This window comes from Streptomyces auratus (genome assembly GCF_050433025.1).
GTDB lineage: Bacteria > Actinomycetota > Actinomycetes > Streptomycetales > Streptomycetaceae > Streptomyces > Streptomyces sioyaensis.
In genome coordinates this window covers 2,811,436-2,835,190 of record NZ_JBNGCB010000001.1, presented here as the reverse complement: position 1 = coordinate 2,835,190, position 23,755 = coordinate 2,811,436, and the positions used below count along the sequence as shown (strand labels likewise).

The following is a 23,755-nucleotide window of genomic DNA, read 5'->3' as shown; positions in this document are numbered from 1 at the left end:
CACACCTCTCGGTCCGCCGAGGGAGGCCGCTCGTCCACTCGGATTTCACGGGCCCTATCCCGAGCCCGTGTGAGCGGCTGGCATCAGAGGATCCGATTCCTAGCGAGAGAGAGTTCCGCGTGTACGCGATCGTGCGCACCGGCGGACGCCAGCAGAAGGTTGCTGTTGGCGACGTCATCGAGGTTGACCGCATTTCCACCAGCAAGGTCGGCGACACCGTCGAGCTCTCCACGCTGCTGGTCGTCGACGGCGACTCGGTCACCAGCGACCCGTGGGTCCTGGCCGGCGTGAAGGTCCAGGGCGAGGTCGTCGACCATCACAAGGGCGACAAGATCCGGATCCAGAAGTACAAGAACAAGACCGGTTACAAGAAGCGGATCGGCCACCGCCAGCTCCACACGGCGCTGAAGATCACCGGCATCGACGCTCCGGCGAAGTAAGGGACTGAGGAGACATGGCACATAAGAAGGGCGCATCGTCCACTCGGAACGGTCGCGATTCCAATGCTCAGCGGCTCGGCGTGAAGCGCTTCGGCGGTCAGGCCGTCCTCGCCGGTGAGATCCTGGTCCGCCAGCGTGGCACCCACTTCCACCCGGGCACGGGCGTCGGCCGCGGCGGCGACGACACCCTGTTCGCCCTTGCGGACGGCGCGGTGCAGTTCGGCACCCACCGTGGCCGCAAGGTCGTGAACATCGTTCCGGTCGCCGAGTAATTCCGGCCCGGACGCCGTTCCACGCCACAGCAGCACTCCGAGGGCGGACCGCCTTTTCCCGCGAGAGCGGGAAGGCCGGTCCGCCCTTGGCGCGTTGATACAGACACACCCCGCAGGACAGAGTTCTTGGCGCGGATTCCGCGCACCCGTCGTTTTCTGGAGGCACCCCCACCATGACCACCTTCGTGGACCGCGTCGAGCTGCAGGTCGCCGCGGGTAGCGGAGGCCACGGCTGTGCCTCCGTTCACCGTGAGAAGTTCAAGCCGCTCGGCGGACCGGACGGCGGCAACGGCGGCCGTGGCGGCGATGTGATCCTGGTCGTCGACCAGGACGTCACCACCCTCCTCGACTACCACCACCACCCCCACCGCAAGGCCACCAACGGCCAGCCCGGCGCCGGTGACAACCGCGAGGGCAAGAACGGCAAGGACCTGGTCCTGCCGGTGCCCGACGGCACGGTCGTGCTCGACGGCAACGGCGAGGTCCTGGCCGACCTCATCGGCCAGGGCACTACCTTCGTCGCGGGCCAGGGCGGCCGCGGCGGCCTCGGCAACGCCGCGCTGGCCTCCGCCCGCCGCAAGGCCCCCGGTTTCGCGCTGCTCGGCGAGCCCGGCGAGGCCCGCGACATCGTGCTGGAGCTGAAGACCGTCGCGGACGTGGCGCTGGTCGGCTACCCCAGCGCCGGCAAGTCGTCGCTGATCTCGGTGCTCTCGGCGGCCAAGCCGAAGATCGCGGACTACCCGTTCACGACGCTGGTGCCCAACCTCGGCGTGGTGACGGCCGGTTCGACGGTCTACACCATCGCGGACGTCCCGGGCCTGATCCCCGGTGCCAGCCAGGGCAAGGGCCTGGGCCTGGAATTCCTGCGCCATGTCGAGCGCTGCGAGGTGCTGGTGCACATCCTGGACACCGCGGCCCTGGAGTCGGACCGTGACCCGGTCTCCGACCTCGACCGCATCGAGGAGGAGTTGGCCCAGTACGGCGGTCTGGAGAACCGGCCCCGGGTGGTCGTCCTCAACAAGGTCGACGTCCCCGACGGCAAGGACCTCGCAGACATGATCCGCCCCGATCTGGAGGAGCGCGGCTACCGCGTCTTCGAGGTCTCGGCCGTCGCGCACCTGGGCCTGAAGGAGCTGTCCTACGCCCTCGCCGACATCGTGGCGAAGGCCCGTGCCGCCAAGCCCGTCCAGGAAGCCACCCGGATCGTGATCCGCCCCCAGGCCGTGGACGACGCGGGCTTCACGGTCACGGAGGAGGCCGAGCACTTCTACCGCGTCCGCGGCGAGAAGCCCGAACGCTGGGTGCGCCAGACCGACTTCAACAACGACGAGGCCGTCGGCTACCTCGCCGACCGGCTCAGCCGTCTCGGCGTCGAGGACGCCCTGCTCAAGGCCGGCGCGCGGGCCATGGACGGGGTCGCGATCGGCCCCGAGGACAACGCCGTCGTCTTCGACTGGGAGCCGACCATGGCGGCCGGCGCGGAGATGCTGGGCCGTCGTGGCGAGGACCACCGCCTGGAGGCGCCCCGGCCTGCCGCGCAGCGCCGCCGGGACCGCGACGCGGAGCGGGACGAGGCCACCGAGGAGTACGAGCGCTTCCGGCCCTTCTGACGGGCGCGGGAGCGGCCACCCGCGGCAGGCGGGAGCGGCGGCAGGCAGGAACGGGGAAGGCCCCCGGGAGGAGATCCTCCCGGGGGCCTTCCCCGTGCTCGGGCCCGCCGTAGCGGACCTGGGCGGCCGCTGTGGGCTCAGACGGCGGCTGTCGTGTCCGAGGCGCCGCTGGTCTCGTGCCCGGCCGTCCCGGCGCCGTTCACGTCGTCCTGGGAGCGCTGGCCGGGGATGCCGGACAGCCGGCTCTCCATCCGGATGCGCCGCTCGTCGGCCTTGGTGCCCAGGGCCAGCGCGGCCTGGTTGAAGCGGACCGACGAGGGCGGGTCCGACGGGCCCAGCAGATGCTCCTTGAGCTCGGCCCGCTCCGCGGCCAGGGTGTCCTGCTCCGGGTTGCGCACCGCGTCGAGGAGGCCGGCCACGCCGCTCGCGTCGGGCGTGAGGATGGTCGCCGCGCGTACGGTCGGGAAGTTCGCCCGGAAGTCGTCCTCGCTCATGCCCGAGGTGTTGGCGACCGCGTACGGCTTCTCGCTCGTCAGGTAGTCGGACACCACGCTGGAGACATCGCTGATCAGCACGTCCGCCTCGTTGAAGCAGCTGAAGATGCCGGGGCGGGCGGTGGTGATGACGCGGTGCTCCCACTGGGGGAAGGAGTTCCAGTACGCCGCCTCCCAGGCGGTGACAGCCGCGTCCACGGCGGCGGCACGGCCCTCCTGCGGGGTGCCCTGCAGCCGCATCCGCTCCAGCTCGTCCGCGCTCTTGCGGAACGCAGAGGTGGTCAGCGCGTCCAGTTCCTCGGTGCGGCGGGCCAGTTCGGCGGCGGCCTCCGGGCCGGGCCGCGCCCCGCTGCGGCCGGCGTTGGCCTCCGCGATCATCGCCTGGATCCGGGAGTTGGCGGCGCCCGCGCGCGGGTCCACGGAACCGGTCATCGGGTGCGGCTTGTACAGCAGCCGGACGTTCTCGTCGGCGAGCAGCTCGCGGACGATGTTCTCGCCGGCCAGGATCACCGAGGTGTTGCCCGGGTTGCCGTCCCAGCCCTCCCAGGTCGGGGCGTACAGGACGGTGGTCGGGCGGCCGGCCGGGGCGCCCGCGTACGGCTGGATCGGGGCCAGTTGGGGGCGGCCGACCTCGATGACGTCCTTGTCCTCGACGCCGATGTCGGCGAGCTGGTAGCGGTCACGGGCCGCCGGGCCCGCGACCCACACCTCGTCGTACGCCTTCGCGTACGGGTTGCAGGAGGACAGCTTGTCGCTCTCGCCGTGGTTGGTGAAGGCGTGCTTGATGGACGGGATGCGCAGGATCTGCGAGGTCTTGCCGGAGTTCGCCGGGTGCAGCAGCACCTTGAGCGTGGAGTGCTCCAGCCGCATCAGGTTGGCGACCTTGGGGATGCAGACGATCGGTACGTCCGTGGCCTCGATCTTCTGCACCATGAAGCGCTCGCGGAGCACGATGATCGGGTTGCCGTCCAGGGCGGCCAGCGTGCTCAGCCACATGTTGGCCTGGTAGGCGGAGGAGGCGCCGCCGGAGAAGTACATGCCGACCGTCGGCCGGTACTCCGCCAGCCAGTTGTCCAGCCACTCCAGGGCCTGCTTCTCGTTCGCCACCCGCTTCTTGGGCAGCAGCCAGGTGCTCAGGTAGAGCGTGCCGCCGGCGGACAGCGCCAGGGAGACGGCGAGGCCGATGCCGCCCCAGTACGCGTCCGTGGTGATCGAGGTGAGCATCATGCCGGCCGTGGTGGGCACGGAGAAGCGCAGCAGCCGCCGGCCCGTCTGGCGGGAGAGGATGCGCGGCGGGGCGTCGCAGAGCCGCAGCGCGCTCGCGTCGATGTTGCGGGTGACGAACGGCAGGCTGCGGGTCCGGCGGACCAGCACCGCCACCGCCTGGCACACGAAGTGGGTGCCGTAGAAGAGGAGCAGCGTGATGGTGAGCGGCGCCTGCTCCTCCAGCGGGTTGATGCCGTCGATGTGCAGCAGGCCGACCAGTATCAGCATGTCGCGCAGCAGTTGGCGCACGGTGACGTCGAACCGGATCCGGCCGAGCACCGCGAGCAGGCCCGGCTGCTTGTGCTGGAGGACCAGGTCGAGTCCCAGGTTGACCACGGATGCGGCGATGAACAACGGGATGACGGGCAACAGCGCACCGACGAGCTGGGCGGTGAACGCGACCATCATCGCGAAGAGTGCCGCGAGCTGGACGGCTCGGCGGGGGACGATTCCGGCGGAAGGCACGGGGGAGGGCTCCTGGCAGCACGAAGGTCAGGGGGGAGGCCGAGCGGGGCGGCCGGGTCCCGCGCTGCGACACCGCCGGAGCGGCGAAACGGGACCGATGGACACCCGACCGTATGACCTCGTTGGCCCTGGTGACAATCTGCTGTGGCTCTCATCACCGCGAAAGCGGACCAATCGAACGCAACCCCTTGGCCTCGGCTTCCGTCTATAGAAAACCGCATGGGCCAACGGGCGGGGCACCCTGCCCCCGGGGGCGCGGGCCGGATGTCCGGCCCCCATTCTGCCCGCCCGGCCGCGCCGCGCCGCCCGCCGGTCCGGCCGTTCCGCCGCCGCAGGCCGTCCGCCAGGAGATATCGCGCAGCGCGCGCGGGCCGCACTGCCGTAGATTGCGCCCGTAGGGCCGTGGTGCGGATCGGACAGAATTCTCCGTACGGCGGCGGGAACGGCGAGCACAGGGGTACGCAGGTGGCAGGCGCAAGGCAGGACGTGAAGGACGCCCGCCGGATCGTGGTGAAAGTCGGCTCCTCCTCGCTGACGACGGCAGCCGGGGGGCTGGACGCCGATCGTGTGGACGCGCTGGTCGATGTGCTGGCCAAGCACCAGGACAAGGAGATCGTGCTGGTCTCCTCCGGTGCCATCGCGGCCGGTCTGGCGCCGCTGGGGCTCGCCAGGCGGCCCCGTGACCTGGCCCGGCAGCAGGCCGCCGCCAGCGTCGGCCAGGGCCTGCTGGTCGCCCGCTACACCGCTTCCTTCGCCCGCTACGGCCGCCGGGTCGGCCAGGTCCTGCTGACCTCCGACGACACCAGCCGCCGGGCGCACTACCGCAACGCCTACCGGACCCTCGACCAGCTGCTGGCCATGGGCGCCGTACCGATCGTGAACGAGAACGACACCGTCGCCACCGACGAGATCCGGTTCGGCGACAACGACCGGCTGGCGGCCCTGGTCGCCCATCTCGTCCGCGCCGACCTGCTGATCCTGCTCTCCGACGTCGACGGCCTCTATGACGGCGATCCGGCCACCCCCGGCACCTCCCGGATAGGCGTGGTGCGCGGGCCCCACGATCTGGAGGGCATCTCCATCGGCAGCGCGGGCCGGGCCGGCGTCGGCACCGGCGGCATGGTCACCAAGGTCGAGGCGGCCCGGATCGCGGCCGCGGCCGGCATCCCGGTCGTGCTGACCTCCGCCGTGCACGCCGCGGACGCCCTGGCCGGCGGGCTGACCGGCACGCACTTCCTGCGCACCGGCCGCCGCTCCGCCGACCGGCTGCTGTGGCTGGCGCACGCCTCCACACCGCGCGGCGCCCTGGTCCTCGACGACGGGGCCGTGCGGGCCGTGGTCGAACGGGGCTCCTCGCTGCTCCCGGCCGGAATCGCCTCCGTGGAGGGCGAGTTCACCGCCGGGGACCCGGTCGAGCTGCGGGACGGCGAGGGCCGCGCGGTCGCCCGCGGCGTCGTCAATTTCGATGCCCGGGAAATCCCCCGATTGATGGGGCGTTCGACCCGCGATCTGGCCCGCGAGCTGGGCCCGGCCTATGAGCGCGAGGTCGTGCACCGCGACGATCTGGTGCTGATGCACCACTGAGACCGGCCGCCGGCCGACGGCTGCCGCGGCCCTCGAACACCGTCACCGGTGCAGGGGTGCAGACCAGCCTTTCCACCGAGACCTTCGCAAAAATGCCCCCGCGACGGGCCGCGGGCTGGTCAACTTTGTTGCACGGGCGCCTTGGGGAGCGGCGCCCGCAAGCGCACGAGCACACGCCGACGTACGACGGTTCCGTACCCCCGAGGACGGAGCGATTCGCATCACAGGAGGCCGCCGGTGAGACGAGGGCGCCCAGGGGCGCTGCCCCGAGGAACGGCGGAGCGCACACTGACCAGCGTCGGCACCGGCGAGGACGCCGGCCGGCCGGACGACCGCTGCGCCGAGCGCGGCGGGCCGGCGCCGTACCCGGCCGGGGGCGAGCGCCGCGAGGCGTCCCGGCTGTGGCACATCACCCTCAGCGTCTCGGGCGCCGAGTCCCCGCTGAAGGAGGTCCGGCGGGCGCTGGAACAGCTCGCCCACGACCACCCCTTCCTGCTGACCAGCCGCTACGCCAACGACCACGCCGAGATCCGGTACTGGGAGGAGGCGCGCGACCTGCACGATGCCGCGGCGGTCGCGCTGCGGCTGTGGGGCGAGCACCGCGCCACGGCCAAGCTGCCGCCGTGGGAGATCGTCGGCCTGGAGGTCATCGACCGCGAGACCTACCACCAGCGCCTCGCCGAGGGCTACGGACCGCCACCGGCCGCACCGGTCGGTGTCCACCCCTTCTGACGGGCGGGCGCGTGCGTCCCGCGCTGTGAGATACCCGCCGGCCGCAGCCTGCCCGCCCGATAGGCTGCGGCCATGACCAGCAGCGCATCGCAGTCCTCACCCGTCCTCGACACCGCCCGCCGGGCGCGGGAGGCGGCCGCCGTCCTGGCGCCACTGCCGCGGACGGCCCGGGACGCCGCGCTGCTCGCCATCGCCGACGCCCTGGTGGAGCGGACCGACACCATCGTCGCCGCCAACGCCCAGGACATCGCCAAGGCGCGGGAGGCCGGCACCGCCGAGTCGGTCGTCGACCGGCTCACCCTCACCCCCGAGCGGATCGCGGCCATCGCCGCGGACGTCCGCCAGGTCGTGGCGCTGCCCGACCCGGTCGGCGAGGTGGTGCGCGGCTCGACCCTGCCCAACGGCCTCGACCTGCGGCAGGTCCGGGTGCCGCTCGGGGTGATCGGGATCATCTACGAGGCCCGGCCCAATGTGACGGTGGACGCCGCGGCCCTGTGCCTGAAGTCCGGCAACGCCGTGCTGCTGCGCGGCTCGTCCTCGGCGTACGCCTCCAACAGCGCCCTGGTGGACGTGCTGCGGGACGCCGTCCAGCGCGCCGGGCTGCCCGCCGACGCGGTGCAGCTGGTGCCGGGCCAGAGCCGTGAGTCGGTCCGTGAGCTGATGCGCGCCCGCGGCCTGGTGGACGTGCTGATCCCGCGCGGCGGCGCGTCCCTGATCCGGACGGTCGTCGAGGAGTCCATCGTGCCGGTGATCGAGACCGGCACCGGCAACTGCCACGTCTACGTCGACGAGGCCGCCGACCTCGACATGGCCGTCGACATCCTCGTCAACTCCAAGGCCCAGCGCCCCAGCGTCTGCAACGCCGCCGAGACGGTGCTGGTGCATGCCGGGATCGCCGAGAAGTTCCTGCCGCGCGCCCTGGAGGCGCTGACCCAGGCCGGCGTGCTCGTGCACGGCGACGCGGCCTGGCAGCAGGCGGGCCCCGGCCTGGTCGCCCCCGCCACCGACGAGGACTGGGCGACGGAGTACCTCTCGTACGACATCGCGGCCGCCGTGGTGCCCGACCTGGACGCCGCGGTGGCGCACATCCGGCGCTGGACCTCCGGCCATACCGAGGCCATCGTCACGACCTCGCAGGCGGCCGCCCGCCGGTTCACCCAGTTGGTGGATTCCACCACCGTCGCGGTCAATGCCTCGACCCGTTTCACCGACGGCGGCCAATTCGGCTTCGGCGCGGAGATCGGCATTTCCACCCAGAAGCTGCACGCCCGCGGGCCCATGGGACTGCCGGAACTGACCTCGACGAAGTACATCGTCACCGGCGACGGCCACACCCGCTGACGGGTCCCCCGGATTCCCCGTTCTCTCTGCCCAAAAGAGGCCGCCGGGGCTAACCTGGACGGGTGCCGGACGACGTGGGGGGCAAGCCGTTCCCGGACGGTGAGGAGCCCGACGAGCACCACCACGGGAGCCACGGAAAAGCGGACGAAGAATTCGCCTCCGTGGTCTTCGACGAGGAATTCGTCCGTTCCGCACAGATTCATGAGCCCTCGGCGGTCGAGCGGATGCTGGCCGCCGCCGAGGCGCGCGCCGAGGCCGAGGCGGCTCGCTCCGGGCCCGGTTTCGGCCCCGAGGGCGACGACCCGGACGACCCCGCCTTCCGCAGCCGCCGGGCCGATGACTACGAGGGATTCGGCGACTACGCAGAGTACGAGGACGACGGTGAGTACGGCGAGGACGGGCCGTACGGCCCGTACGGCCCCTACGGCGGTGCGCTGCGCCCCTACCGCGGTACCCGCTGGCACCGGCCGGTCGCCTGGGTGCTGGCCGTGGTGATGGGCATCGGGCTGGTCGCGCTGGCCTTCAGCGCCGTCTATCGCGGCTCCTCGGGGCGGACCCAGCGTCCGGCACCGGCGCCGACCTCCAGCGGCGTGGACGCCCCCGCCACGGGCACGGACAGCGTCCGTACGGCCCGCCCGGGCCTGCCGTTGCTGCCGTCGGCCGACTCCCTGCATCCGTCGTTCTCGGAGGCACCCAGGCCGCACTGAGCGCGGCGCGGCAGTGCCCGCGAAGCGGACACCTGAAACGGGAACCCTCCGGTGAAGTTGCCCGGTCTCCCCGCGTTTACGTTCGCCCCGGCAGACCTACTCTTGTTGTATGACCGGGCCTGGTGACCCTCCTGAAGGGACGCCCAACGGCGCCCCGGGTGGTGGTGAGGACGAATACCGATCCGTCGTCTTCGACGAATCGTTCGTTCGTGCTGCGCGACTGCAGGAATTCTCCGCGGACGAGCGGCTGGGCGAACACCATTCGCCGGCTGTGAAAACCCGGCATGCCTGGCGGCGACTGGGCGGCTCCCGGCAGGCGGTCCTGCTGGTGCTGCTGATCGTTCTCGCCTTCGGCACCGCCGTGTACATGGGCATCCGGCACCCCTACAAGAATCCGGACACGCTCCGGGCGCAGCCGCTGCGCTCCACGGTCGTGCCGCTGGCGCCGAGGGGGGTCGTCCCGGGCGCGACACCGCAGGATCTCTTCGCGCACAGCCCGGCGGCGAACTACCGGATCGGCGCCGCGGGCGTGAATCTGCCCGCGGTCACGCGGACCGAGCACTTCTCCGGCGGCCAGGTCGTCTCCGCCCTGACCGTGGCCAAGGACTACCTCGTCCGCTCCTCGCTGGACCCGGCGACCCTCACCGGCGGTTCCGTGCGGCCGGTGCGGCTGCTGCTCGACACCGGGCAACTCGACCAGTTCGACCGCAGCCTGGCGCACCCCGACGACAACGGCCGGGACGCGGCGACCGGTTGGCTGGTCCGCTTCGACCCGAAGCAGACCCGGCTCGCCGATCACGACGTCCGCGTCGACGGCACCCTGAGCGCCTCCGAACTGAGCCCGGACGCGCTCGACGTCACCGCCGACTACACCTTCGTCTACGCGGTACGGCCCGTCTCCGGCGGGCAGCATGCCGCACCGGGCCAGGGCGTCGGCAAGCCCACCCCGGGCGCGGCCTCGCTGGTGACCGTGCGGCGCGAGGTGCACTTCCGGCTGAGCCGCGAGAACCTCAACGACCACCGCCTGGAGGTGCTGCAGAGCAGCCTGCAGGCAGGGCCGCTGGCCTGCTCCTCGCAGCCGGCCGACGCGCTGCACCCGCTCTTCGCGGGCCAGCACGCCGGCAACGACCGGCCCACGGGCACCGATCCCTTTGCCAGGGACCGGGTCAACCCCTCGCTCTGCGGTGAGCTGTCGCCCGCCGCCGAGCCGAGGCCGAGCCATCCGGTCCGTTAGGCGTCGTCCGGCCGGTCCCGGTCCGCTCCACCGGTGCCGTTGGCCCCGCCGGGACGTGAGCCGCCGCGGAAGACCGTGTCGCGCAGCTTGCCGCCCAAGTCGCCCGCGCCGCCCGCGATATCGCGCACCAGACCCATCAGCGGGTCCTTGCTGTTGCGCACCGAATCGGCGTAGTGCGCCGCGGAGTCCCGGAAGGAGTCGGAGACCGAGGTGTCGCCGTCCTCGTCCCGGCGCGGGTAGTGACCGTCCATGATCCGCTGGTAGTCGCGGCTGGCCGCCCACTTCTTCAGCTCGGCCGCCCGCACGGTGGTGAACGGGTGGCTGCGCGGCAGCAGGTTGAGGATCTTCAGCACGGAGTCGCGCAGATCGCCGCCGGACTCGTACTCGTCCGCCTGCTTGAGGAAGGCGTCGACGTTCATCTCGTGCAGATGATTGCCGCCGGCCAGCTTCATCAGACCGCGCATCGAGGCCTGCAGATCCTGCCCGACCAGCAGTCCGGCGCGGTCCGCCGACAGCTCCGACTTGCGGAACCATTCGCGCAGCGCGGTCACGATCGCCATGATCGCGACATTGCCCAGCGGGATCCAGGCGACCTTCATGGCCAGATTGGTCAGGAACAGCAGGATCGTGCGGTAGACGGCGTGCCCGGACAGCGCGTGCCCGACCTCATGGCCGACGACCGCCCGCATCTCCTCCTCGTCCAGCAGCTCGACCAGGCCGGTCGTGACCACGATGATCGGCTCGTCCAGGCCGATGCACATGGCGTTGGGCTGCGGGTCCTGGTTGACGTACATCGGCGGGACCTTCTCCAGGTCCAGGATGTAGCAGGCGTCCCGCAGCATGTCGTTGAGGTGCGTGAACTGCTGCTCGCTCACCCGGACCGAGTCCGACAGGAACAGCAGCCGCAGACTGCGCTCCGGGAGCAGGCCGCTGAGCGTCTTGAAGACGGTGTCGAACCCGCTGAGCTTGCGCAGCGCCACCAGCGCCGAGCGGTCCGCCGGGTGTTCGTACGACCGCGACGAGATGCCGGGGAACCGCCGCCTGTCCCGGCTCGGTACGTTGGCGCTGCCGTCTGGGCTCTCCGTCATTGGGGCCTCCCCCTGTTCGACTGCGTGTGTTCAGCCTAGAGGACGCCGCCGACAGCGGATTGGATGCTCGGGCGTACGCTGGCGATCGCACCAATGACCGCACAGGCCCGTACAAAAGACCGCGCGGGCCGGTATCCGAGGGAGCGCACCGTCATGCCGCATCCGAGCGTGCTGCTCGCCGCAGCCCAGGAGACCGCCAAGGACGTCGGACCCGGCTGGATCCTGCGCACCGTGATCATCGTCGGTGTCGTGGGCGCGGTGCTGCTCGCCTGGCTCCTGCTGCGCGGCTACCGCCAGGACTGACGCCCGGCCGGCCCCCTCGGGCGCCTCCGGGTGGAGTCGCCGTGGGCCCGCAGTGAGCGGCCGCATACGATGTGGTGGAAGTCTCTGCCCGACCCCAGCCCGGATTGGTCCTGCCGACGATGAGCCTGCACACCACCGCACATTCCCTGGCCACCCTCGCCGCTGAACCTGGCCACGAGGGCGGTCACGCCAGCCTCAGCCCTTTCGTGACCGGCGGCGGCGCCCTGTTTGTCCTGCTCCTCCTGCTCTGGATCACCACCCGCTTCAACCGCGACCGCTGAGCCGCGACACCCGGCCCCCGGCATCGCGCATCGCCCAGTAGGGTCTGCACGCATGGGAGAGCACACAGGGCCCGTGAAGCGGCGACTCGGAGTGATGGGCGGCACGTTCGACCCCATCCATCACGGACACCTGGTCGCCGCCAGCGAGGTGGCCAGCCAGTTCCACCTCGACGAGGTCATCTTCGTGCCGACGGGTCAGCCGTGGCAGAAGAGCCACAAGACGGTGTCCCCGGCCGAGGACCGGTATCTGATGACGGTCATCGCGACCGCGTCCAACCCGCAGTTCTCCGTCAGCCGTATCGACATCGACCGCGGCGGCAAGACGTACACGATAGACACGCTGCGTGATCTGCGTGCGGAACACCGCGATGCGGATCTGTTCTTCATCACCGGCGCCGACGCCCTCAGCCAGATTCTGACCTGGCACGATGCGGCGGAGCTGGTGTCACTTGCCCACTTCATCGGGGTGACCAGGCCCGGCCACGTCCTCGCGGACCCCGGGCTGCCCGAGGGGGCGGTGTCCCTGGTCGAGGTGCCGGCGCTGGCCATCTCCTCGACCGACTGCCGGGCGCGCGTCGCCCAGGGGGATCCGGTCTGGTACCTGGTGCCGGACGGTGTGGTGCGCTACATCGACAAAAAACAGCTGTACCGCAACGACCGCTGACGGGGCTGACGGAAAGGGGCACCGGTGAGCGACCGACAGGATCCTTACGGGCCGCAGGACCCGTACGCCCACGACCCGTATGCCCAGGGGCAGCAAGGGCAGCAGGGCTACACCTACGACGCTTACGGACGGCCGGTGTACCCCGATGCCGCGGCGGCGCCGTACGAGCAGCACTACGACGCGTACGGACAGCCGGCCGCCCCGTCCGCCTATGAGGGCTACGACCCCTACGGCGGCGGGCAGGCCGGCGGCCAGGCCCCGCACGGGCAGCAGGGGCACCAGGCGTACCAGGAGCAGACCGGGTACGGCTACGACCCCTACGGCGGCCGGCAGGTCCAGGCCCCGCCCGGCGCTCCGCAGCAGTACGACCCCTACGCCGCTCCCCAGCAGCCGGCGCACCAGCAGGAGTGGATCCCGCAGCAGGCCCAGCAGTCCCCGTACGACCAGCTTTCCTACCTGGAGCAGCCTCACCACGGCGGGCCCGCCGAGCCCGCCGCGCCGCGCCAGGACGGGCCGCACCGGCCGCCGGCCCAGCGCCGCGCCCCGGACGACGCCGCGGAGCCGGGTGGCCCGCAGGGCTCCGCCGACGGGCCGGGGTACCAGACCGAGCAGTTCTCCTTCATCGAGGAGCCGGACGAGGACTCCGAAGACGTCATCGACTGGCTGAAGTTCACCGAGAGCCGCACCGAGCGGCGCGAGGAGGCCAAGCGGCGCGGCCGCAGCCGGATCGTCGCGCTGTCCGTCGTCCTGGCCCTGCTGGTGGCCGGCGGCGTGGGCTATCTGTGGTGGGCGGGCAAGCTGCCGGGACTGGACGGTCCGGGCGCCGGGAAGGCGGCTGCGGCCGCCGGGCAGAAGCGCGACGTCCTCGTCGTCCATCTGCGGGACACCAAGAGCGGGAACAGCTCGACGGCGCTGCTGGTGGACAACGAGACCACCCACAAGGGCACCACCGTCCTCCTGCCCAACAACCTCGTCGTCACCAAGGACGACGGCACCGCCACCACGCTCGGCAAGTCCGTCAAGGACGAGGGCACCGAGCCGACCCGGGACTCCCTCAACGGCCTTCTGGGCGCCGACCTCAAGGCCAGCTGGCGGCTGGACACCCCGTATCTGGAGAACCTCGTCGAGACGGTCGGCGGCATCACCCTCGACACCGACGCCACCGTGCCCGGCGCCAAGAAGGGCGCCTCCCCGGTCGTCAAACAGGGCAGCGCCCAGGACCTCAACGGCCAGGCTGCCGTCGCCTACGCCACCTACCAGGCGCCGGGCGAGCCCCAGGCCAAGCAACTGCAGCGCTTCGGCCAGGTCATGCAGGCGACCTTGAAGAAGGTCTCCAGCGACTCCGACGGCGCCACCGCGACCGTGAAGGCGCTGCTCCAGGTGCTCGATCCGCCGCTCACCGAGGCGCAGCTGGGCAGCTCGCTGGCGCAGCGGGCGGAGCTGGTGAAGACCGGTGCCTACCGCACGACCGTGCTGCCCGTACTGGCCAACGGCACGCTCAGCCCGACCACGGCGGCGAGCGTGGTCAAGGACGTGCTCGGCGGCACGGTCAAGAAGGCCGCGCCCGACTCCGCCCGGGTCGCGGTCAAGAACGCCACCGGCACCCGGGCCGCCACCGGAAAGGCGCAGGTCGCCCTGGTCAACGGCGGCTACAGCTTCGTCGACGGCGGCACCGACACCGCGGCCCGGGCCACCTCCCAGGTCACCTACGCGGACGCCGCCCAGAAGGCCAAGGCCGCGGAGGTCGCCAAGACGCTGGGCCTGCCGGCCGGCGAGGTCCGGCAGGGCAAGGGCGCCTCGAACGCCGACATCACCGTGGTCCTGGGGCGGGACTTCAAGGGCTGACGGACGGGGGCGCCCGCCCCGGCGCTGCCAGCCCGGCAGCGGTGGCGGGCGCCCCCACCCCGGCGCTGACCAGCACGGACACCGCAAGCAGCACGCGAGACCGGATTCCCGGCCGGGAGTGTCGGTGGTCCGTGAGACCCTTGTGGGGTACTTGACCGCCGATCCGGCCGCCCATGGGACCGGGCGCGCGCCGCGCTCAGCAGCCGGCCCCGCCGCCCGGCCCGGCCGGAGACGCCGCCCTCAACCCGGAAAGCCGCTTGTGACCGTCACGGACCGCTCCATCGAGCTCATCAACGCCGCAGCCCAGGCCGCGGCCGACAAGCTTGCGCACGACATCATCGCGTACGACGTCAGTGACGTCCTCTCGATCACCGATGCCTTCCTGCTGGCCTCGGCGCCCAGCGACCGCCAGGTCAAGTCGATCGTCGACGAGATCGAGGAACGGCTCAGCAAGGACCTCGGCGCCAAGCCGGTCCGCCGCGAGGGCGACCGCGAGGCCCGCTGGGTGCTGCTCGACTACGTCGACATCGTGGTGCACGTCCAGCACAGCGAGGAGCGCGTCTTCTACGCGCTCGAGCGCCTGTGGAAGGACTGCCCCGAGATCGACCTCCCCGAGGAGGCCAAGGCCACCCGGGGCAAGGCCGCGGCGCACGCCGATGCCGCGGCGGGTGACCAGGACGGAGAGCTGCTCTGAACGGCATGAAGACCGGCCGCGGCCGCCGCATCGTCCTGTGGCGCCACGGCCAGACGGCCTGGAATCTGGAGCGCCGCTTCCAGGGGTCGACGGACATCGAACTGACGGAGGAGGGCCGGTCCCAGGCACGCCGCGCCGCCCGGCTGCTCGCCGCCCTGGGGCCGGACGTGATCATCGCCTCCGACCTCCAGCGGGCCTCGACGACGGCGAGCGAGCTGGCCGCGCTGGCCCGGCTCGACGTGACCCATGACGCGGCCCTGCGCGAGACCTACGCGGGCTCCTGGCAGGGGCTGACGCACGAGGAGATCCTCGCGCGCTACGGCGAGCAGTACACCGCCTGGAAGCGCGGTGAGCCGGTGCGGCGAGGCGGCGGTGAGCTGGAGACCGAGGTCGCCGACCGCGCCGCGCCCGTCGTGCTCAACCACGCCGACAAGCTGCCCGAGAACGGCACCCTGGTCGTCGTCAGCCACGGCGGCACCATCCGCACCACCATCGGGCGGCTGCTCGGCCTGGATCCCCACCACTGGGAGGGCCTGGGCGGTCTGTCGAACTGCTGCTGGTCCGTGCTGGGCGAGGGCGCGCGCGGCTGGCGCCTGTTGGAGCACAACGCCGGCACCCTGCCGGAGCCGGTGCTCGGCGACGACGACTGAGCCCGCCGCTGCCCCGGCCGACCCGGATTTCACATCCGGGCAGGTCGCAGGCTAAAGTTCTTCTTGTTCGCGCCGCCGCCGGGGAAATCCGGGGGAGCGGAACAAGACCCGGGGCTATAGCTCAGTTGGTAGAGCGCCTGCATGGCATGCAGGAGGTCAGGAGTTCAATTCTCCTTAGCTCCACAGCCCGGATGATCCCGCCTCCGACCGGAGGCGGGATCTCTGCGTTATCCGGGCTGTGCGCCGACCGTCCGAGGTGGCGCGGGGCTCCGCCGTCCCTTGCGGTGGCGGCCGGTGGGACTCGCCGGGTGGCGCAAAAGATGGGCCTGACCCGGTCGGCGGTCCGTGGCAGAATCGGACGGCGCCGGCAGGGGAGGAGAGATCGCGATGCCCACGAGCATCCTCGAGGAGGTCAATGACCTGCTCGACATCGCCGAGGCGCAGGGGTACGACTGGCTTCCGGAGTATGTGCTCCGTTTCACCTGCCCCGTTGACGGGACGGTCTCCCCGTGCCGCGGCCGCGACGGTACCGCTCTGCAGTGCCCCTCGTGCGGTTCCTCCCATGTCGCGCAGGTGCTGGGCGACAACGGCGGCATTTCCTTCGTTTGTACGGCCTGCGGCCACAGTTGGAGCTGATGGATGGGCGCCCACAGCAGGAAATGTGACTGGTGCGGCAGCGGTACGCCCATCGTCCGCGACATGGAACCCGTCAACACCGACTACCAGTACTGGTGCGAGGAATGCGCCCGCGCCCTCGTCATAAAGGGCGACCCCATCGAGACCTACCGGGAGCTCGACGGGGAACCGATCTACGGGCGGCTGCTCGAAGAGCACTGCACCCTGAAGCGCTTCTACTCCTTCGCCACGGCCTGAGCGGAGCCGGCCGCCCCTCTTGGCTGACGCCCCGTCAGATAGTCCGCATCCTGCCGTTCTTGCCATGAACGGCGGAGCCGGCGACCGTTTCAGTCGCGTTCAGCCGCGCAGCGCGGGCCCGCGCCGCGCCGTCCGCCACAGCCGGAGCCCGGCCAGGGTCAGCACGGCCAGGCCGGCGACCGGATAGACGCCGGAGAGCAGCATCTGGGCCCCGTTCTGGTGCAGTTCCTGGTGGTGGTGCCAGCGGTGCGGTACCCACCACAGCGCGAACGAGCAGAACATCAGGCCCAGTGCGGCGGTCGCCGCCCACCGGCGGCGGGCCGCGGTGCCGGTCCGGTGCAGCGCCTCGGAGCCGAGCAGCACCAGCATCGGTACGCACCACACCCAGTGGTGGGACCAGGAGATCGGGCTGATCAGGAGGGCGGTCGCGGCGCAGGCCACGGCCGCCCAGGCGCGCTCCCCGCGCAGCAGCGCCCCGGCCGCCAGCGCCAGGCCGCCGGCCGCGGTCAGACCGGCGGCCACCACCCAGGCGGTGCCGGGGTCGTGGGTGTGCAGCAGCCGGGCGAGCACGCCGCGCAGCGACTGGTTCGCGGTGATCTCCGCCTCACCGACCCGGTCGGTGGCGAAAACGATCTCGGTCCAGAAGCGGTGCGCGTCGCGTGGCAGCACGAGCGCGGAGAGCAGCACCGTGGCCAGGAAGGTGGCGGTGGCGACGGCGGCCTGCCGCAGCCAGGGGTTCCCTGCGGCGCGCGCCCCCGCCCCGGAGCGGAGCCGCTGCCCGGCACGGACGGCACCGGCCAGCGCGAGGAACACGGCGAACAGCGCCGGGGTCAGCTTGAGCCCGGCCGCGAGCCCGATGCCGACGCCCGCGAGACGGTGGGTGTCCTTGCGGGTCAGATCCCACAGCACCAGCGCGGTGAGCAGGAGGTTGATCTGGCCGTAGCGCAGCGTCGTCCACACCGGCTCGCACCACACCAGCAGGGCGGAGACCGCGAGCGCCGCGGCGGGCCGGGGCAGCTGCCGCGGCCCGCCGGCGAGCCGCAGCGAGAGGTGCACGACGGCGACGAGCAGCAGGAGGTTGCCGGCGGTGGCCAGGGCGCGCATCGCCGGCACGTCCAGGACGGTGAGCGGGGTGAACAGCAGCGCCGCGAACGGCGGGTAGGTGTTGGGCAGATGCGCCGAGGTCGCGGCCATGTCGTAGAGGGACCCGCCGTTGCGGACGGTGAAGCCCTCGGCGCGGTAGACCATGAGGTCGATCATCGTCACGTGCGCGAGGCGCTGTGCGGTCCACAAGGCCGTGAACGAGGCCAGGCAGGCGGCGGTCGCCACCAGGGTCGGGTGCCGACGGAGGAGGCCCGTGCCGGGGTGTGTGCCGCCGGGGTCGGTGGGCTGTTGCAGCTCCAGCGCGGTCACGGCGTACGGCCCCCCAGGACGAATCGGACACTGCCTGCTGAGAGTACCGCGCGCCGCCCCCGAGGCCCCGGTCGGAACGATTTGGCAGAAGGCGGGGAGGTCCGTGTAATGTAGGCGATGCCGCTGCGGGGAACCGGGCGGGAACAGAATACGGGGCTATAGCTCAGTTGGTAGAGCGCCTGCATGGCATGCAGGAGGTCAGGAGTTCAATTCTCCTTAGCTCCACAGAGAGCGAAGCAGGTCATCCGATGTGGATGGCCTGCTTCGTCGTGCGGGTCCGTTCCGGGTGGCCTGGAGGCCCGCACCCGGGCGCCGTTCCCCCGGGGGTGCGCTGACATCCGGTCAAGCCCCCGTCCGTTATGGCGAGTTGATCGTTCGCTCTGTGCTCATTCCTGACCAGAACTTGCCATTCCTTGGTCTCTTCTTGGTGTTCGCATGCCCCTGACATGAACGGTTCACCGAAAGAGTGGCGAATCGCGTGAGCGTCACATCCGACGCATTCATCGCGCATGCGGTGCCGCGCCTCTGGCGCCCCGGCGCAGCGCGGCACCCCGCAGCGCACCGCATCGCCACAGCAGGGGGTTACATGAGATCAAGCCGCACCAGATCACTGCGCGCCCGCGCCGGTCTGGCCTGGGCAGCGACGCTGCCGCTGGTCGCCGGCGCGCTCGCGCTCGGCGCGCCGGCCGCCGATGCCGCGGGCCACGACGGCGGTCGGCACGCACTGCAGGGCACCAAGCCGCTGTGGGCCACCGCGCAGGCCGACCAAGGTGCCACCGCCGCGTCCGCGGCCGTCACCGCCCGCGTCTACCTGGCCGGCCGCGACGCGAAGGGGCTCGCCGACTACGCCCGGGCCGTGTCCGACCCGCACTCCGCCGCGTACGGGAAGTACCTGAGCCCCGCCCAGGTCCGCTCCCGTTACGGCGCCACGCACGACCAGATAGCCAAGGTGACCGACTGGCTGAAAAAGTCCGGCCTGGCGGTCACCGGCACCACGCAGCGCTATCTGACGGTCAAGGGCGACGCCGCCGCGGCGGAGCGCGCCTTCGCCACCGACCTGCACAACTACCGCAAGAGCGGCCACACTTACCACGCGCCGTCCACCACCGCCTCCGCGCCCGCCTCGCTCGCCGACGCGGTCCTGACGGTCACCGGTCTGGACAACGCGCCGCGGCTCGCCAAGCACCACTCCAGCGAACTGCCGCCGCCGGAAGGTGTGTTCCGCAATTCCGGCCCGTTCTCCTCGTACTACGGCTCCAAGACGGACAAGAAGCTGCCGTCCGCCTACGGGAGCAAGGCGCCGTACGCGATCAAGGGCTACACCGGTACCCAGCTGCGCGCCGCCTACGGTGCGAAGAAGTGGACCGGCAAGGGCGTCACCGTCGCGATCACCGACGCCTACGCCGCGCCGACCATCGCCCAGGACGCGGACAAGTACGCCGCCCGCAACGGCGACCCCCGTTACCGCCGCGGCCAGCTCTCCCAGGTGCTGCCCAAGGACTACTCGCACATCGAGGAGTGCGGCGCGGCCGGCTGGTACGGCGAGGAGACCCTCGACGTCGAGGCCGTCCACGCGGTCGCCCCCGACGCCGACATCGTCTACGTCGGCGGCGCCTCCTGCATGGACGACGACCTGATCGACTCGCTCGGCAAGGTCGTCGACGGTCACCTCGCCGACATGGTCTCCAACTCCTGGGGCGACCTCGAGGCGAACGAGACCCCGGATGCGGCGGCCGCCTACGACCAGCTCTTCCAGCAGGGCGCGGTGCAGGGCATCGGCTTCTACTTCTCCTCCGGCGACGACGGTGACGAGGTCGCCAAGACCGGCGTCAAGCAGGTCGACAGCCCGGCGAACTCCCCCTGGGTGACCGCGGTCGGCGGTACCTCCCTGGCCGTCGGCAAGCACGACGCGTACCAGTGGGAGACCGGCTGGGGCACCCAGAAGGCGCTGCTGTCCAAGGACGGCAACGACTGGACCGGCTTCCCCGGCACGTTCAACGGCGGCGCCGGCGGCGGCACCAGCAAGAGCGTGGCGCAGCCCTTCTACCAGCGCGGAGTCGTCCCGGACGGGCTCGCGAAGGCGAACGGCGGCGGCGCGATGCGCACCGTCCCGGACATCGCCGCGGTCGCCGACCCCAACACCGGCTTCCTGGTCGGCCAGACCCAGACGCTGCCCGACGGGAAGCTCGGCTACGACGAGTACCGCATCGGCGGCACCTCGCTGGCCGCGCCGGTGATCGCCGGTGTCCAGGCGCTGGCCCAGCAGGCCCGGCACGGCGTCGCCATCGGCTTCGCCAACCCCGCCATCTACCAGCGCTACGGCACCCCCGCGTACCACGACGTCACCGACCACCCGCTGGGTGCCGGCCGTGACCTGGCCGTCGTCCGCGTCGACTACGTCAACGGCGTCGACGGCAGCAAGGGCACCACGACCTCGCTGCGCAGCCTGGGCAAGGACAGCTCCCTGCGCGCGGGCGTCGGCTACGACGACGTCACCGGCGTGGGCTCGCCGGGTGCCGGCTATGTGAGCTCCTACCGCCCCTGACGCCGGGGCGCGGCACCGCCTCCCCGCACCGCGCGTGCCCCGGTGCCACGGCGGTAGGAGTACGGGGTACCGGGGGCGGGGCCCGCGCTGGGGACAACCTCAGCGCGGGCCCCGTACGCCCTGCGGTACCCTGACGCCATGCGTGCCGTACGCCTTCTGCTTAGCGGGCCGCGCTGATCAGTACCGACGGATCGCAGATCCCGTCGGAATCGGCGCGGCGTCCCCTCCTGTGCGAGGGGTCTTTTTGTTTCCGGCGTGCCGGAGAACTGGCGCGTTTCCGCAGGCAGAGACGATCGATGGAGCTTTGAGGACGATGAGCGAGACGACCACCGCTGCCGAGGTGGCAGCGCCGCACCGCTATACGGCCCAGCTGGCCGCCGACATCGAGGCACGCTGGCAGGCCTACTGGGAGGAGCACGGGACCTACGAGGCCCCGAACCCCAGTGGCGAGCTGGCCGGCGACGCCGAGGTGGTGGGCCGCCCCAAGCGATTCATCATGGACATGTTCCCCTACCCGTCGGGTGCCGGCCTGCACGTCGGCCACCCCCTGGGGTTCATCGCCACCGACGTCTACGCCCGCCACCAGCGCATGACGGGCCACAACGTCCTGCACACCCTGGGCTTCGATGCCTTCGGGCTGCCCGCCGAGCAGTACGCGGTGCAGACCGGCACCCACCCGCGGGTCTCCACCGAGGCCAACATCGTGAACATGCGGCGCCAGCTGCGCCGCCTGGGCCTGGGCCACGACCAGCGCCGTTCGGTCGAGACGATCGACCCGGGGTACTACAAGTGGACCCAGTGGATCTTCCTGCAGATCTTCAACTCCTGGTACGACCCGGAGGCGGACGCCGCCCGTCCGATCGACACCCTGGTCGCCCAGTTCGAGGCCGGCACGCGCCGAGCCCCCGACGGCCGGGCCTGGAGCGAGCTGAGCGCCCTTGAGCGCGCCAACGTCCTGGGCGAGTACCGCCTGGCGTACGCCTCGGACGCGCCGGTCAACTGGTGCCCCGGCCTGGGCACGGTGCTGGCCAATGAGGAGGTCACCGCCGAGGGCCGCTCCGAACGCGGCAACTACCCCGTCTTCAAGGCCAAGCTGCGCCAGTGGAACATGCGCATCACCGCCTACGCGGACCGGCTGCTGAACGACCTGGACGCGCTGGACTGGCCGGATGCCATCAAGCTGCAGCAGCGCAACTGGATCGGCCGCTCCGAGGGCGCCCGGGTCGACTTCCCGGTGGGCGAGGAGACGATCACCGTCTTCACCACCCGCCAGGACACCCTGTTCGGGGCGACGTACATGGTGCTGGCGCCCGAGCACCCGCTGATCGCGGGCGCCGGGAACGGCAACGGCGCGGGCTCGATCGTCCCCGACGCCTGGCCCGAGGGCACCCACGACGTATGGACCGGCGGCCACGCCACCCCGGTCGACGCCGTCGCCGCCTACCGCAAGCAGGCCGCCGCCAAGTCGGACATCGAGCGGCAGGCCGAGGCCAAGGACAAGACCGGCGTCTTCACCGGCGCCTTCGCGACCAACCCGGTCAGCGGCGAGCAGGTCCCGGTCTTCATCGCCGACTACGTCCTGATGGGCTACGGCACCGGCGCGATCATGGCCGTGCCCGCGCACGACAGCCGTGACTTCGCCTTCGCCCGCGCCTTCGAGCTGCCGATGCGCTGCGTCGTCGAGCCGTCGGACGACCGCGGCACCGACCCCTCGACCTGGGACGACGCCTTCGCCTCGTACGCGGCGAAGATCATCAACTCGACCGGCGCGGACATCTCGCTGGACGGTCTGGGCGTGACCGAGGCCAAGGCGAAGATCACCGAGTGGCTGGCCGCCCGGGGAATCGGTGAGGGCACGGTCAACTTCCGGCTGCGCGACTGGCTGTTCAGCCGCCAGCGCTACTGGGGCGAGCCCTTCCCGATCGTCTACGACGAGGACGGCGTCGCACACGCCCTGCCCGCGTCGATGCTGCCGCTGGAGCTGCCCGAGGTCGAGGACTACTCCCCGCGCACCTTCGACCCGGACGACGCCGACACCCAGCCGGAGACCCCGCTGTCCCGCAACGAGGACTGGGTCCATGTCGACCTGGACCTGGGCGACGGCAACGGCATCAAGCGCTACCGCCGCGAGACCAACACCATGCCCAACTGGGCGGGTTCGTGCTGGTACGAGATGCGCTACCTGGACCCCCGCAACACCGAAGCGCTGGTCGCCCCGGACATCGAGCAGTACTGGATGGGACCGCGCGAGGGCCAGCCGGCCGGCGGCGTCGACCTGTACGTGGGCGGCGCGGAGCACGCCGTACTGCACCTGCTGTACGCCCGCTTCTGGTCCAAGGTGCTGCACGACCTGGGCCATGTGTCGTCCTCGGAGCCCTTCCACAAGCTGTACAACCAGGGCATGATCCAGGCCTTCGTCTACCGGGACAGCCGCGGTATCGCCGTCCCGGCCGCCGAGGTCGAGGAGCGCGACGGCGGCTACTACTACCAGGGCGAGAAGGTCAGCCGCGTCCTGGGCAAGATGGGCAAGTCCCTGAAGAACGCCGTCACCCCCGACGAGATCTGCGTCGAGTACGGCGCGGACACCCTGCGCCTGTACGAGATGGCGATGGGCCCGCTGGACGTCTCGCGGCCGTGGGACACCCGGGCCGTCGTCGGCCAGTACCGCTTGCTGCAGCGCCTGTGGCGCAATGTCGTCGACGAGGCGACCGGTGAGGTCACCGTCGTCGACGCCGAGCCGGACGAGGCCACGCTGCGTGCCCTGCACAAGGCGATCGACGGCGTCACCCAGGACATGGCGAACCTGCGCTTCAACACCGCCATCGCCAAGGTGACCGAGCTGAACAACCACCTGACCAAGACGGGCGGACCGATCCCGCGCACGGTCGCGGAGCAGCTGGTGCTGCTGATCGCCCCGCTGGCGCCGCACATCGCCGAGGAGCTGTGGCGCAAGCTGGGCCACACCGACACCGTGGTGCACGCGGACTTCCCGGTGGCCGACCCGGCGTACGTCGTCGACGAGACCGTGACCTGCGTCGTCCAGATCAAGGGCAAGGTCAAGGCCCGCCTGGAGGTCGCACCGTCGATCTCCGACGCGGACCTGGAGGCGACGGCCCTGGCGGAGCCGGCCGTCGTCGCGGCGCTGAACGGCGCGGGTATCCGGAAGGTCATCGTCCGGGCACCCAAGCTGGTGAACATCGTCCCGGCGTAGTCGCCGGCGGGTGCCCGGGGCCGCTCCGGACGCCCGACAGCGG

At 71.5% G+C, this 23,755-nt stretch carries 21 protein-coding genes and 2 tRNA genes; 20 read left to right on the top strand and 3 right to left on the bottom strand.

The window, feature by feature from the left end; all coding sequences use genetic code 11:
• The first annotated feature begins 119 nt into the window (after positions 1-119).
• The 3 genes from rplU (at position 120) to obgE (ending at position 2,322) form a co-directional block, all read left to right on the top strand.
• Positions 120-440: a 50S ribosomal protein L21 gene (gene rplU, locus BKA18_RS12260; RefSeq protein ID WP_006605648.1), complete on the top strand. Its 321-nt coding sequence runs from the start codon at positions 120-122 to the stop codon at positions 438-440.
• Between the two features lie 14 nt (positions 441-454).
• Positions 455-712, top strand: coding sequence for a 50S ribosomal protein L27 (gene rpmA / locus BKA18_RS12255; protein WP_006605649.1), 258 nt, complete (start codon positions 455-457; stop codon positions 710-712).
• Between the two features lie 173 nt (positions 713-885).
• Entirely contained in the window at positions 886-2,322 is a 1,437-nt protein-coding gene (obgE, locus tag BKA18_RS12250; protein ID WP_366043174.1) for a GTPase ObgE, read from the top strand.
• 137 nt (positions 2,323-2,459) lie between these two features.
• On the opposite strand, the gene BKA18_RS12245 is transcribed toward obgE, so the two are convergent.
• Positions 2,460-4,547 carry a hypothetical protein gene (locus tag BKA18_RS12245; protein WP_366043172.1) on the bottom strand — a complete coding sequence of 696 codons (2,088 nt, stop codon included), beginning with the start codon at positions 4,545-4,547 and terminating at the stop codon, positions 2,460-2,462.
• Between the two features lie 465 nt (positions 4,548-5,012).
• On the opposite strand from BKA18_RS12245, the gene proB reads away from it, so the two are divergent.
• The 5 genes from proB to BKA18_RS12220 all read left to right on the top strand — a co-directional run bounded on the left by proB (position 5,013) and on the right by BKA18_RS12220 (position 10,145).
• The gene (gene proB, locus BKA18_RS12240) at positions 5,013-6,131 is read left to right on the top strand and encodes a glutamate 5-kinase (protein WP_086013506.1); all 1,119 of its coding nucleotides are present in this window, start codon (positions 5,013-5,015) and stop codon (positions 6,129-6,131) included.
• Between the two features lie 237 nt (positions 6,132-6,368).
• Positions 6,369-6,863: a hypothetical protein gene (locus BKA18_RS12235; RefSeq protein WP_366043171.1), complete on the top strand. Its 495-nt coding sequence runs from the start codon at positions 6,369-6,371 to the stop codon at positions 6,861-6,863.
• Positions 6,864-6,935: 72 nt separating this feature from the next.
• Complete coding sequence (locus BKA18_RS12230) at positions 6,936-8,204, top strand: glutamate-5-semialdehyde dehydrogenase (protein WP_366043170.1); 1,269 nt, start codon at positions 6,936-6,938, stop codon at positions 8,202-8,204.
• A gap of 62 nt (positions 8,205-8,266) precedes the next feature.
• The gene (locus BKA18_RS12225) at positions 8,267-8,911 is read left to right on the top strand and encodes an SCO2584 family spore wall biosynthesis protein (RefSeq protein ID WP_366043169.1); all 645 of its coding nucleotides are present in this window, start codon (positions 8,267-8,269) and stop codon (positions 8,909-8,911) included.
• A 109-nt stretch (positions 8,912-9,020) separates the two neighbouring features.
• Entirely contained in the window at positions 9,021-10,145 is a 1,125-nt protein-coding gene (locus BKA18_RS12220; protein WP_235449467.1) for an SCO2583 family membrane protein, read from the top strand.
• On the opposite strand, the gene BKA18_RS12215 is transcribed toward BKA18_RS12220, so the two are convergent.
• Positions 10,142-11,233 carry a M48 family metallopeptidase gene (locus BKA18_RS12215; protein ID WP_366043168.1) on the bottom strand — a complete coding sequence of 364 codons (1,092 nt, stop codon included), beginning with the start codon at positions 11,231-11,233 and terminating at the stop codon, positions 10,142-10,144. The genes BKA18_RS12220 and BKA18_RS12215 overlap by 4 nt on opposite strands.
• 153 nt (positions 11,234-11,386) lie before the next feature.
• On the opposite strand from BKA18_RS12215, the gene BKA18_RS12210 reads away from it, so the two are divergent.
• The 9 genes from BKA18_RS12210 (at position 11,387) to BKA18_RS12170 (ending at position 16,543) form a co-directional block, all read left to right on the top strand.
• Positions 11,387-11,536: a hypothetical protein gene (locus BKA18_RS12210; protein WP_006605658.1), complete on the top strand. Its 150-nt coding sequence runs from the start codon at positions 11,387-11,389 to the stop codon at positions 11,534-11,536.
• Positions 11,537-11,655: 119 nt separating this feature from the next.
• Entirely contained in the window at positions 11,656-11,817 is a 162-nt protein-coding gene (locus tag BKA18_RS12205; protein WP_006605659.1) for a hypothetical protein, read from the top strand.
• 52 nt (positions 11,818-11,869) lie between these two features.
• Positions 11,870-12,481, top strand: a complete 612-nt coding sequence (gene nadD, locus BKA18_RS12200; RefSeq protein ID WP_051006918.1) for a nicotinate-nucleotide adenylyltransferase — start codon at positions 11,870-11,872, stop codon at positions 12,479-12,481.
• A gap of 24 nt (positions 12,482-12,505) precedes the next feature.
• Positions 12,506-14,326, top strand: coding sequence for an LCP family protein (locus BKA18_RS12195; protein WP_366043166.1), 1,821 nt, complete (start codon positions 12,506-12,508; stop codon positions 14,324-14,326).
• 259 nt (positions 14,327-14,585) lie between these two features.
• Complete coding sequence (gene rsfS / locus BKA18_RS12190) at positions 14,586-15,020, top strand: ribosome silencing factor (RefSeq protein WP_366043165.1); 435 nt, start codon at positions 14,586-14,588, stop codon at positions 15,018-15,020.
• A 5-nt stretch (positions 15,021-15,025) separates the two neighbouring features.
• Entirely contained in the window at positions 15,026-15,670 is a 645-nt protein-coding gene (locus BKA18_RS12185; protein ID WP_006605663.1) for a histidine phosphatase family protein, read from the top strand.
• Positions 15,671-15,780: 110 nt separating this feature from the next.
• Positions 15,781-15,853: transfer RNA gene (locus BKA18_RS12180), tRNA-Ala, on the top strand.
• A 204-nt stretch (positions 15,854-16,057) separates the two neighbouring features.
• Entirely contained in the window at positions 16,058-16,306 is a 249-nt protein-coding gene (locus tag BKA18_RS12175; RefSeq protein ID WP_006605664.1) for a hypothetical protein, read from the top strand.
• 3 nt (positions 16,307-16,309) lie between these two features.
• Positions 16,310-16,543 carry a hypothetical protein gene (locus tag BKA18_RS12170; RefSeq protein ID WP_006605665.1) on the top strand — a complete coding sequence of 78 codons (234 nt, stop codon included), beginning with the start codon at positions 16,310-16,312 and terminating at the stop codon, positions 16,541-16,543.
• 99 nt (positions 16,544-16,642) lie between these two features.
• Here BKA18_RS12170 and BKA18_RS12165 read toward each other — a convergent pair whose 3' ends face one another.
• Positions 16,643-17,956: a glycosyltransferase 87 family protein gene (locus BKA18_RS12165; RefSeq protein WP_366043164.1), complete on the bottom strand. Its 1,314-nt coding sequence runs from the start codon at positions 17,954-17,956 to the stop codon at positions 16,643-16,645.
• Positions 17,957-18,108: 152 nt separating this feature from the next.
• Between BKA18_RS12165 and BKA18_RS12160 the strand changes: the two genes are divergently transcribed.
• From BKA18_RS12160 to BKA18_RS12150, 3 genes are all read left to right on the top strand, one after another.
• Positions 18,109-18,181 (top strand) — tRNA-Ala (locus tag BKA18_RS12160).
• Positions 18,182-18,542: 361 nt separating this feature from the next.
• A complete protein-coding gene (locus BKA18_RS12155) occupies positions 18,543-20,501 on the top strand; it encodes a S53 family peptidase (protein WP_366043163.1) in 1,959 nt (652 codons plus the stop codon).
• A gap of 313 nt (positions 20,502-20,814) precedes the next feature.
• The gene (locus tag BKA18_RS12150) at positions 20,815-23,712 is read left to right on the top strand and encodes a leucine--tRNA ligase (protein ID WP_366043162.1); all 2,898 of its coding nucleotides are present in this window, start codon (positions 20,815-20,817) and stop codon (positions 23,710-23,712) included.
• The last annotated feature ends 43 nt before the right edge of the window (positions 23,713-23,755 follow it).